General features: G+C 70.2%; 10 protein-coding genes and 1 riboswitch. Of the genes, 5 read left to right on the forward strand and 5 right to left on the reverse strand.

Annotated elements, in window-relative coordinates; translation table 11 throughout:
* Nucleotides 1-17: 17 nt before the first annotated feature.
* From BFF77_RS01300 to BFF77_RS01310, 3 genes are all read left to right on the forward strand, one after another.
* Nucleotides 18-920, forward strand: coding sequence for a carbohydrate ABC transporter permease (locus BFF77_RS01300; protein ID WP_107422036.1), 903 nt, complete (start codon nucleotides 18-20; stop codon nucleotides 918-920).
* A gap of 275 nt (nucleotides 921-1,195) precedes the next feature.
* Entirely contained in the window at nucleotides 1,196-1,891 is a 696-nt protein-coding gene (locus BFF77_RS01305; RefSeq protein WP_079124710.1) for a ferritin-like domain-containing protein, read from the forward strand.
* Nucleotides 1,888-2,832 (forward strand): ferritin-like domain-containing protein, encoded by a 945-nt coding sequence (locus BFF77_RS01310; RefSeq protein ID WP_245703027.1) that lies wholly within the window; start codon nucleotides 1,888-1,890, stop codon nucleotides 2,830-2,832. Before BFF77_RS01305 ends, BFF77_RS01310 begins: the two co-directional genes overlap by 4 nt.
* Nucleotides 2,833-2,968: 136 nt before the next feature.
* Here BFF77_RS01310 and BFF77_RS35410 read toward each other — a convergent pair whose 3' ends face one another.
* The 3 genes from BFF77_RS35410 to BFF77_RS01325 form a co-directional block, all read right to left on the reverse strand.
* Nucleotides 2,969-3,385: a hypothetical protein gene (locus tag BFF77_RS35410; RefSeq protein ID WP_066942887.1), complete on the reverse strand. Its 417-nt coding sequence runs from the start codon at nucleotides 3,383-3,385 to the stop codon at nucleotides 2,969-2,971.
* Between the two features lie 126 nt (nucleotides 3,386-3,511).
* The gene (locus tag BFF77_RS01320; protein WP_066942889.1) at nucleotides 3,512-4,225 is read right to left on the reverse strand and encodes an HAD family hydrolase; all 714 of its coding nucleotides are present in this window, start codon (nucleotides 4,223-4,225) and stop codon (nucleotides 3,512-3,514) included.
* 225 nt (nucleotides 4,226-4,450) lie between these two features.
* Complete coding sequence (locus BFF77_RS01325; RefSeq protein WP_079124711.1) at nucleotides 4,451-5,395, reverse strand: ScbA/BarX family gamma-butyrolactone biosynthesis protein; 945 nt, start codon at nucleotides 5,393-5,395, stop codon at nucleotides 4,451-4,453.
* Nucleotides 5,396-5,534: 139 nt separating this feature from the next.
* On the opposite strand from BFF77_RS01325, the gene BFF77_RS01330 reads away from it, so the two are divergent.
* Entirely contained in the window at nucleotides 5,535-6,188 is a 654-nt protein-coding gene (locus BFF77_RS01330) for a ScbR family autoregulator-binding transcription factor (protein ID WP_066942891.1), read from the forward strand.
* A gap of 174 nt (nucleotides 6,189-6,362) precedes the next feature.
* Here the strand turns inward: BFF77_RS01330 and BFF77_RS01335 are convergent, their stop codons facing one another.
* A complete protein-coding gene (locus tag BFF77_RS01335; RefSeq protein ID WP_066942893.1) occupies nucleotides 6,363-7,208 on the reverse strand; it encodes a LysM peptidoglycan-binding domain-containing protein in 846 nt (281 codons plus the stop codon).
* 4 nt (nucleotides 7,209-7,212) lie between these two features.
* A riboswitch (cyclic di-AMP (ydaO/yuaA leader) is annotated at nucleotides 7,213-7,375 on the reverse strand.
* 824 nt (nucleotides 7,376-8,199) lie between these two features.
* Between BFF77_RS01335 and BFF77_RS01340 the strand changes: the two genes are divergently transcribed.
* The gene (locus BFF77_RS01340; protein ID WP_066942895.1) at nucleotides 8,200-9,255 is read left to right on the forward strand and encodes a zinc-dependent alcohol dehydrogenase family protein; all 1,056 of its coding nucleotides are present in this window, start codon (nucleotides 8,200-8,202) and stop codon (nucleotides 9,253-9,255) included.
* A 334-nt stretch (nucleotides 9,256-9,589) separates the two neighbouring features.
* Here BFF77_RS01340 and BFF77_RS01345 read toward each other — a convergent pair whose 3' ends face one another.
* Nucleotides 9,590-10,117, reverse strand: coding sequence for a mycothiol transferase (locus BFF77_RS01345; protein ID WP_066942897.1), 528 nt, complete (start codon nucleotides 10,115-10,117; stop codon nucleotides 9,590-9,592).
* Nucleotides 10,118-10,423: the final 306 nt, after the last annotated feature.

Raw genomic sequence — 10,423 nt, forward strand, 5'->3', positions numbered from 1 at the left:
TCCGCGGCGGGCGGGCCGTGCGGGCCCGTCTCCGGCGGTCCTCGCGCGACCAGGGACGCCCTGTGCTGCCCCGGTTCCCCGTTCCGCTGCGGGTGCTGGGGTACGGCCTGGTGGTCGGGGCGGCCCTGCTCTATCTGCTGCCGTTCGCACTCCAGCTGGTGACCGGCTTCAAGACCGATCCGGACGCCGCCTCGCATCCGCTCTCACTGCTGCCCACGACTCCGACGACGGCCGCCTACCAGCGGCTCTTCGGGCTGACCGAGTCCGGGGACGCGGTGCCCTTCCTGCGCTGGCTGGGCAATTCGGCGCTGGTGGCGGTGCTGGTGACGGCCGGGCGGGTGCTGTTCGACTCGATGGCCGGGTACGCGCTGGCGCGGCTGCGCTTCCCGGGCCGGGGGCTGCTGTTCGGCTTCGTCCTCGCGGTGATGGCGGTGCCCGGGGTGGCCCTGCTGATCCCGAAGTTCCTGGTGCTCAACACCTTCGGGATCTTCGACACGTACACCGCGATGATCCTGCCGCTGCTGGTGGACGCGGCGGGCATCTTCATCATGAAGCAGTTCTTCGAGTCGGTGCCGCGCGAGGTCGAGGAGGCCGCGCGGGTGGACGGCGCGGGGGTGTTCCGTATCTTCTGGTCCGTCGTCCTGCCGATGGCCAGACCCGCGCTGATCACTCTGACCATCCTGTCGTTCCAGGGTTCGTGGAACGAGTTCACGCACTTCCTCGTCGCCACCCAGTCCGGCCAGTACGAGACGCTCACCACGGGCCTGGCCCGCTTCGTCTCGGGCGGTCTGGGCGGCGGTACGCAGTACCCGCTGAAGCTGGCCGCCGCGCTGCTCTCCACGCTGCCGGTCGCCGCGCTGTTCTTCTGCTTCCAGCGCTACTTCGTCAACGGCGCCAACTCGGGCGCGGTCAAGGAGTGAGTACGGGGTGAGTGCGGCACGGGCGGGAGGGGTACGGGTCGCACCCCTCCCGCCCGTGCCGTCTCCGCCCAGGCCGTTGCCGCCCGCACGTCCCACGCGCCTACCTCCCACGCCCGGGCCCGCTCACACCCGTATCGTTTCTGCCCGTATTGCTCGGCCGATGAGGTGAAACACCCTCTCCCGTCGGTGCGGTCGGCGATCCACCGGCCGCCTCCTCGCGAATGTGTCGGTGAGAGTCCCGCGGTGGCGCGGGCGCCGAGCAGAAAGGGGGCGTGATGGGCGCGGAGCACATCGACACCCGATTGCCGGAGGAACCGACCGAGCGGTCGCAGGACTTGCACAGCGACACCCACAGAATCACCCGGGGCGCGCGGACCGGCCCCGCCGCGGCGGAGGCCGCGTCGAAGAACGACATCACGGCGCTGGAGACCGCGGCGGCGCTGGAGAACCTGCTGGTCAGCCTCTACCGCAGCGCCGTCGCCCTGCCGTTCGTCAAGAACGGGCCCAAGACGGTCGCGGAGTTCTTCGACACCAGCGCCCAGCACCACCAGGCGCATGCCAAGGCGTTCAACGAGGCCGCGGCCAAGGCGGGCGGCCAGGCCCAGACCCAGCCCGACGAGACCTACGAGGCCGTCGTCACCCGCACGCTGCCGTCCGTCAGGACACCGGCGGACGTGGTCAGGCTCGCCCTGCACCTGGAGGACGCCGCCGCGCGGACCCACACCAGGAATGTGACCAGGGTCGCCGACACGAAGCTGCGCCGGCTCTTCGCGTCCGTCGCGCCGGTCGAGGCGCAGCACCGCGCCACGCTGCTGGCCGTGCAGTCCCTGCTCGCCTCGGGCCACGAGAGCCTGATCGAGATCCCGACGGACGCGCCCAGACTGCCCGCGGCCATCGGCAGCGCGACCATTCCCGAAGTCTTCCAGCCGATCGCCAACGCCCGGCCGATGTCCGAAGGAGCCATCAAGTGAGACGCGCGCGCGGCGGCTGGGAGCTGCCCATCAGTGAGGACCGGCTCGGCCGTCTCACCAAGGAGATGACGGAGGCGCACCACGACACACTGCCCGCGATGCGCGCGGACGCCGCCTCGCTCGCCGAGCGGCTCAGGGCGCTCGGCCCGGCGCGGCGCGGCGGCCGTCCCGTGAGCGAGGACCGCGCCGGCGAGGACCGGACCGCCGGCCGTCCGGCGGCTCCCACGGCCGCGGACCGGGTCACGGCGGAGAACCGTCCGGGAGGCAGCGGCCCGGCCGACGCCGGACGGCGGCGCTTCCTGCTGGGCGCGGGAAGCCTGGGCGCCGCGCTCCTGCTGACCGGCTGCACCAGCGCGGGAACCGACGAGAAGGGCGCCTCCCCGCAGGGAGAACCGCCCGAGGTGCTCCCGCCCCGCGCCGCCGCGGACACGGTCATGTACACCGCGCACCTCAGATTCGTCGCGCTGTCGGCGGCCCTGGAGAACCAGGCCGTGGGCGCCTACGGATCGATCCTCGCCGCCGCGGGAGCCGACAGGTTCGGCGCCGTACCACCCGCCGTGTCGACCTTCGTCACCATGGCGATGGCCCACCACATCGACCACGCCAAGGCGTGGAACGCGGCGCTGACGGACGCGGGCAAGCCCGCCGTCACCGATGTGCCGCTGTCCAACCAGCGGGCGATCACCACCGCGCTGGACCGGGTCACCAGCGTCGACGACGCCGCCAAGCTCGCCCTCCAACTGGAGGACCAGGCCGCGCAGACCTATCTCTTCGCCGGCTACAACGGCAAGAGCGCCGCCGGGATCGAGACCGCGGCCACCATCGCGCCGGTCGAGGCGATGCACGTGTCCATCCTGCGTTTCATCCTCGGTCAGGACCCGGTCCCGGAGGCGTTCCTGCCCGAGGACCTGGCGGCGACGCCGAGTCTGCTGACGGTGTGAGGCGTACGTACGGAACGGTGCGGGGCACACGGGTGCGTGCCCGGAGGCGGGCACGCACCGGCCGCCGCGCGCGCCGTTCCATGGCGGTCCGAGCCGTACGCGCACCAGGGCGGGACCAGGGCGCCCGGTCGCCGGGCTATCCGGGCCGTCGCGGTCGCCAGGGAAGTCTGAGCCTGCGGCGGTAGCGGTGCGGGGGAGCCAGGGGGCCGTTCCCCCGGTACAGCGGTTCCTCGTCCAGATACGGTCCGGTGTCGCCGTCCGCCGCGGACCGCAGTCCCGGCTTGTCGTACCGGGTGGCGGCGATCACCTCGACGAGCTGCTCCTCGGTGAAGGTCTCGGAACCCCGTACGCGTGGCACGAAGCCGACGAGCACACCGTCCTCCACGACCTCCGCCCGCAGCCCGAGGACGTCGTCCATGTCCCAGATCGCCTCGCCCCCCTCGGCGAGCACGACCTGTACACCGCACTGGTACACACCCAGATGGGCCATATGAGCCATGACACCCCGGGCCCGCAGGGAGGACACGAGACGGCCGGCGCGTTCCTCGTCCATCCGATGCCCCATCTCCCTGTGCGGAGGCTTTTGGACGTATATGCCCCGTGGCCCTCATGGTAAGCCGTTTCGCCGGGACGGCGAGTTCCGGGGGCAGCGCCCGATCCTGTCCCCGGGAGCCCTGTGTCAGCGGGCGGCGGGCATCACGTCGAAGGAGACCTGGACCGGCACCCGCGCGCCGGTCCAGCCGCGCACCTCCGGCTCGCGCAGCGAGCGGACCCATACGTCCACCAGCGCCACGACGTCCTCGCCGGGCCAGGGACCGACGCCCATGACCCGCATGCCGGCCTCGGCGGCGGAGCGGATCCCGCAGGTGGAGTCCTCGACCGCCAGGGTGTCGACGGGCTCCGAGCCGCAGAGCCGTGCGGCGGTGAGGTAGACGTCCGGGAGCGGCTTGGGTCTGATCTCGCCCTCGGGCACCACGATGTGGTCGAAGTGGCCGAGCAGGCCCGCCGTACCGAGGCAGGACTCGACGACTTCCCGAGGGCAGTTGCTGGCGACGGCGAGAGGGGCCAACTCCGCCGATTCCTCGACGAGTTGGCGGGCGCCGGGCATGGTCAGGGGGTTGTCGGCCACGAGCGCGCGGAAGTGCCCGAGCAGCAGGCCGGTCAGGTCCTCGCCGAGTTCCGGGTGTCCCGCCTCCTCGGCCATGAGCCGTCCGCATTCGGTGTAGTGCAGTCCCTTGGTCCGCTCGGCGAAGCCGGGCATGGGTGTGAATCCATACTCGCGCAACGCCAGAATTCGAGCGTCCTGCCAGTGGCATTCGGTGTCCATGAGGGTGCCGTCGCAGTCGAAGACGATGGCTGTCGGAGTCCAGGAAAGGATGCGATGAGCTGTCATCCGATTGTTCCGTTCAGAAGAGCCCGATAAGCGGCAGCACTGACCGCCGCGACGGTGCGAAACACCGCGGGCACGCTGGTCACCCGCTGTCGGGCGGGCGCGATCCGGGCAGTCGCGGCCTTATGGAGAAGGCCGGTTGAGGCGACCACCCAAGAACATAACGATCGCTACGCTAGAGAGGAAAACTATTGGTAGTCAAGTGACTTCGCAGAGTATTTCCAGCCTTTACCTGTAGCGGAGGACTCCAAAAGCCTTCCGTTCCCCGTCCTGGAGAAAACGGAACACACAGATGTCGTGATACGGCACGCACATAATTCGAGCGGGCGGACTGTGTTCGACAAAGCGTGCTGCTTCGAGTCGCCCGCCGGTGGGACGGAGCAAAGCACCTCCGCTTTCCACGGCCGCGGCCTGGCGCGCGGCTTCCAGCAGAATGATGCCGGGAACATGGTCCGTGGCGTGGTCGAAGAAGAACGGGTGCCTGGGATCGGCCGGTTCGACCAGGAGGGTGCCGCCGTCGATTCCCAGGACGACATCGTGCGCGCCCGTCACGCCCAGCCTACGGATGTCGGGGCGGAGCCGGCCGGTGGGGCTCTTTGGCGCGGCGAAACGCGTACGACCGGTCCTCACCGCCTCGTACCGCTCGCCGTCCAGGACGCGCGCACCACCGCCGGCCTGCGCGAACACCGTCCCGTGGGCGGAGAAGGAGACATCGAGCCGCAGCCCGGTGACCGAGCCGTCCTCGGCGGAGCGGCGCACGTCGCTCGCCCGTACCGCGCAGATCACGGCGGTGGCGCCGAAGAGGGCCCGGGGTTCCGCCGACGGATCGATCTCGAAGAACAGATCGGTGATGAGCAGATGCGCGGTGGGTTCCACGTCGAAATACCGGAGCGGGATATAGATACCGAGCTGGCGCAGCGTCTCGACGATCACCAGCGGACTGTGCAGATCGGCGCCGTCGCGCGGAAAAGTCGGATGCGAGCGCGACCAGGACGCCGCGGCTTCGAACCCGGCGCCGTCCGGACTCCAGGAGGTCCGCCGTACATCGGTGAGCAGTACCTCGGCCACGGAGTCCCGGTGCACCAGTTCGCGGGCGACGGTGCGCGACCAGGACAGTGGCCGGACATCCTCCATGATGCCGCCGGCCGGCGCGTCATCAACCGTTGTTTTCATGCGACAAGAACACCGCAATTTTCGTTGCTACGCACGCCGGCCCGGAGCCGCCAAGCCCGCCACGCCCGGTGGGAAAAGCCGCTACATTGCCTGCTGTCATTTAACGGAACGGCAATCCGGGGTACACGTGCGGGTTCGGGTGGAGCAGGTTCGGGCGAAAACGACGCGGAGGTTTCTCCTGGAAGCGGCGGCACAGTTGTTCGACGAGCGGGGCTACTCCGGCACCAGTATCAGCGATATCAGCGCGCAGTCCGGCCGCACCAGCGGAGCCATCTACTTCCACTACGCCAGCAAGGAGAATCTCGCCCTCGCGATTGTCGAGGAGCATTTCGCGACCTGGCCGCATCTGATCGACCGTTACAGCTCGTGCGACCGCCCGGCGCTGGAGCGGCTGGTGGCGCTGAGTTTCGAGGTGGCGAGGGCCTTCCGGGACGATGTGGTCATCCGCGCCGGTGCCCGGCTCTGGGCGGAGCGCACCGCCATCAATGTCACGCTGCCGAGACCCTTTGTGGGCTGGCTGGAAACCGTCACCACACTTCTCGAAGAGGCCCGTCAGGAGGGGGAACTCACCCATGGCGTCACACCGCAGGTGGCCGCGCACGGGCTCGTGTGCGCCTTCTTCGGACTGCACACCGTCTCCGACGCCCTGGAGGGACGCCGGCAGATCGAGGAGGCGCTGCACGATCTGTGGCTGCTGCTCCTGACCGCCCTTCAGACGGACCCGGATCCGGCGGCCCTGCTGGCGCGTGTGCGCGAACATCCCCTCGCGCCGGTGCCGGCCGGAGGGCGATGAACCGAGAGCGATGAACCGAGGGCGGGGAGCCGAGGGCGCGGCGGGTGGAGCGACGGCCGGACCCGGCCGGGACGGGTGGACGTCCCGGCCGGGTTCGGCCGTCTGTGCGGGTGGGACGGTACGCCGGCGGCCATGTCGTGGGGAGCCGCCGGCGGGCCGTTCAGCAGGGGCCGGTCAGTAGGGGCCGTTCACATTGTCGATCGAGCCGTACCGGTCGGCCGCGTAGTTGCACGCGGCGGTGATGTTGGCGACCGGGTCGAAGCTGTCCATCGACGTACCGGGCACGTGGTAGGCCTGGAACGTCGGATCGATGACCTGGAGCAGGCCCTTGGACGGTGTTCCGGCCGCCGCGTTGGAGTCCCAGTTGTTGATGGCCGACGGATTGCCGGAGGACTCGCGCATGATGTTCCGGTAGATGCCGTCGTAGCTGCCGGGAATGCCGTTGGCGGCCATGACGTCCAGCGATTCCTTGATCCAGCCGTCCAGATCGTCGGTGTACGTCTTGGCGGCGGGCTCGGTGACGGTACCGCCCGTGTCGGCCGACGCGCTCCCGGCGGGCGCGCTCCCGGTACTCGCGTTCTCGATGGGCGCGGTGGCGTTCTCCGCGGTCGCCGCCGGGTCGTCGGTGGTCGCCGCGGCGGTTTCCCCGGCCGCGGCGGTTTGCTCCACCGCGGGCGTGGCCGTGGTCGGGGGCGCGGCGCTCCCGCCGAGGGTCAGTTCGAGACCGGGACGGATCAGGGCCGGATTGGCGCCGATCACATCGCGGTTGTCCTCGTACAGCTTCTTCCAGCCGCCGCTGACGGAGTGCTCGGCGGCGATCCTGGAGAGCGAGTCACCCGCGACGACGGAGTAGGTCGCCGGGCTGTCCCGCTGTGCCTCGGCGGCGGGCGACGACGCCGCCTCGGCGGTGGTCGCGGCGAGGAGCGGGAGCGCGAGTACGGCGCCGCCCGTGCCCACGACCGCGAGGCCTCGGGCGAACGGGCTGGTTCTGGGACGGCGGTGCTTTGCCTGTGCGGGCATGACGAATTCCTCTCCGTCGCCTGCGAGGTGAGCTGTCGGGTTCGGGCTGGAGCTGCCCGGCCGCGGTATGAGCGCGGCTTCACCCCAAGCCGCTCCGGATGACGGAACGGCGCCTTACCTGGGTCCCCCGCTCCTGCCGCATGTGAGTGGGTTTCGGTTTCCGGACAGCGGCAGGATTCGGCGGTCCGCCCGGATTGACGTGAACGTAGGCGGAACGTCCGGACAAAAACAAGGTCTGAATTCACAAAAGCGATCCGAAGGGTGAATCCAGAGAGGAATGACCCGGCTACGCGGAAGGCGCAGAAGAACTCAACTCTCGTTCCCCGCGAGCGAAATGGACACGCCGGCGGCGACCATGACGCGCGGGCGATGTGACGTACATCATGACCGCTCCCGGAATTCCTGACGCCACAACACCACACAGAGAATGACAAGTTATGCGAATCCACCCAAAAACACCACGAGGAGGAGTGGAAGCAGAACGGCCGCAAACCCGTACGCCGGACCGCCGGCACCGGACGCCGTCGCCCTCGGCCGCCCCGCCCAACCGCGCGCCGAAGCCGGCGGGATACCCGTCAGGACGGGCACGGCAGGGGCAGCGGACCCTCAGGGTGTCATGTACGGGAAGTATTTCCTCCGTGAATGGAGCCCGCCTTGTGATCCCGGTGAGATCTCCCGTGTCCATGAAAGCGAACCCAGCGATAGGGGCCGGCTCGGCCGCCCCGGTGAAAAGGGCTTCCTTTTCCTCACGAGGACCGCCTCGGACACCGAATCCGGGATCCGTCCGGAAAACCGCCGCCCGCGCTGTCCGAAGAGGCCGCGGGACAGCCGGTGCGCGTACTCCATGCCCGGTCCGGGTCGGCCGGCACCGCCTCGGCCGGCCCATGGCGTGGCGCCGCCGATGTTTCGCTGTCCGGCGTCGGGGCATCCCGTATCCCGCGTTCCGCGTCCGGCCGGGACGATTGACGACTCAGGAGGAGGTCATGCGGCGGTGAGGGCAGCGGTGTTCCACTCGTACGGTGAGGATCCGGTGGTGGAGAACCGGCCGGCACCGGCCTGCCCGCCCGACGGTGTCGTCGTCCGCGTGCGGGCGACGGGCGTCTGCCGGTCGGACTGGCACGCCTGGCAGGGGCACGATCCGGTCCCTCTGCCGCATGTTCCGGGTCATGAGTTCGCCGGTGTGATCGCCCGTGTCGGTGAGCGGGTGGGCCGGTGGGCCGTCGGTGACCGGGTCACCGTGCCGTTCGTCGTCGGATGCGGTCGCTGCGAGGTCTGCCTGTCGGGAGATCCGCAGGTCTGCCCGGATCAGAGCCAGCCCGGCTTCACCTATGACGGCTCGTTCGCCGAGTATGTGGCCGTGCCCGCGGCCGATTTCAACCTTGTCCGTCTGCCCGACTCCCTGCCGTTCACCGCCGCCGCCGCGCTCGGCTGCCGCTTCGCCACGGCCTTCCGGGCGCTCATCGCCCACGGCCGGGTCCGGCGCGAGGAGTGGGTCGCCGTTTTCGGCTGCGGAGGCGTGGGGCTGTCCGCCGTGACGATCGCGTCGGCACTCGGCGCGCGGGTCGTCGCGGTCGACGTCAGCGCCGAGGCGCTGGACCGTGCGCGGAGCATGGGCGCGCGGCACACACTGCTCACCGACGCGGGCATGGACCCGGACTCGGTCGCGCGGGCCGTGCGCGAGCTCACCGGCGAGGGCGCGCACCTCACCGTGGACGCCTACGGCTCCGCGTCGAACGTCATGGCGTGCCTGCGCTCCCTGCGGCGACGCGGCCGGCACGTCCAGGTCGGTCTGCTGCTGGGAGCGGACGCGGTGTGCGCGGTGCCCATGGACCGGATCCTGGCCTGGGAGATCGAGATCCACGGCTCGCACGGGATCGCCGCCGCCGACTACCCGGACCTGTTCCGCCTGCTGGACGAGCACGACATCGACCTGGCGCGGCTCATCGGCCGGACGATCTCGCTGGACCGGGCCGGCGCCGCTCTGCGCGCGATGAGCGGTGGCTCCGAACCGGGAATCACGGTGATAGCGATGCCCGACGCGCCATGACGAGCACACGCACCGCCCTCGTTCACGGACGACGTGCCGGTCGATCGGACGTGCCGGTCGATCGGACGTGCCGGTCGATCGGACGTGCCGGTCGATCGGACGTGCCGGTGGATCGCCATGTACGCCGGGTGGTGTGTCATCGGGACCGCGGTGTCACACGGCGCTCCCCGGCCCGGACGTGTCCGGCCCGGGGAGCGTTTTTCCGGGCCGGCGCGGTGCCGCCGGCCGGGACGGCCGGACTCCGGCAGCCGCCGACGATCACCGCGGGGGAGCCGTCAAAATCCCTGCCGCCGGTTTGAGCCGGGTCGCCCGCGAGAGGGCCCACGCCCTGGCGTCAGCGTTGGGCCGTGGTGTTGGCCCCGTCCAGTGCCTCCCGGATGATGTCCGCGTGGCCCGCGTGCTGTGCCGTCTCCCTGATCAGGTGCAGCAGGATCCGGCGCGCCGACCAGTACTCCCGCTCCGGCGGTGACCAGGGAGTCGCGGGCAGCGGGACGTCCCCCTCCAGGTCGGGCAGCTCGCTCACGGCCTTCTCGGTCCCGCGCGCCGCCCCTTCGTACTGGTCCAGCAGGTCCGAGAGCGATTCCCCCTCGTTCATCCGGTACTGCCCCATGTCCAGCATCCCGTCGGGCAGTTCGCCGTCCCCCTCGACGAGGATCTGCGTCCAGACCCGCTCGCCGCGGGTCAGATGCTTGATGATCCCGCCCAGCGTGAGTTCGCTCACGACGGTGCGCTGTATGGCCTGCGCGTCATTGATGCCACGGACGGTGATGAGCAGGAGCTCTCGCTGCTCGGCCAGCGCACTCAGCAGCTCGCCGCGCTCACCCGGCAGAAAGGAGGCAGAAGTTCGGAGATTCGATGTCACGCGCCCGACCGTAGGACACATCTAGGCCGGTACGTGACCTGATCGCCGTCGCGCGCCACCGACGTCCGCACAACGAGTGAATACGGCACACGGATGGACACAACCGGTACGCCGGAGGGCGCCGCACCGGCACGCCGGCCCCGCGTTCATGCCCCGTGCGAGGCGGACTGTGCCCCCGCTCATGCCGGCTCGGCCAGGGTGGGCCAGGAGCGAGTACTCGCCCACGGGACTTCTGTGACCTTCCGGAGGTACGCGATGACATCCGCCCCGCCCGACACCGGCGACCTGAGCGCGCAGTTGTCGGAA

The sequence above is a fragment of the Streptomyces lushanensis genome (assembly GCF_001700515.1).
In the GTDB taxonomy this organism is placed as follows: domain Bacteria; phylum Actinomycetota; class Actinomycetes; order Streptomycetales; family Streptomycetaceae; genus Streptomyces; species Streptomyces lushanensis.

What these genes read in the sequence shown, in the direction of transcription:
- BFF77_RS01305 (WP_079124710.1), top strand. Translation starts at nt 1,196, where the DNA reads ATGGGCGCGGAGCACATCGACACCCGATTGCCGGAGGAACCGACCGAG.
- BFF77_RS35410 (WP_066942887.1), bottom strand. Translation starts at nt 3,385, where the DNA reads ATGGACGAGGAACGCGCCGGCCGTCTCGTGTCCTCCCTGCGGGCCCGG.
- BFF77_RS01320 (WP_066942889.1), bottom strand. Translation starts at nt 4,225, where the DNA reads ATGACAGCTCATCGCATCCTTTCCTGGACTCCGACAGCCATCGTCTTC.
- BFF77_RS01325 (WP_079124711.1), bottom strand. Translation starts at nt 5,395, where the DNA reads ATGAAAACAACGGTTGATGACGCGCCGGCCGGCGGCATCATGGAGGAT.
- BFF77_RS01335 (WP_066942893.1), bottom strand. Translation starts at nt 7,208, where the DNA reads ATGCCCGCACAGGCAAAGCACCGCCGTCCCAGAACCAGCCCGTTCGCC.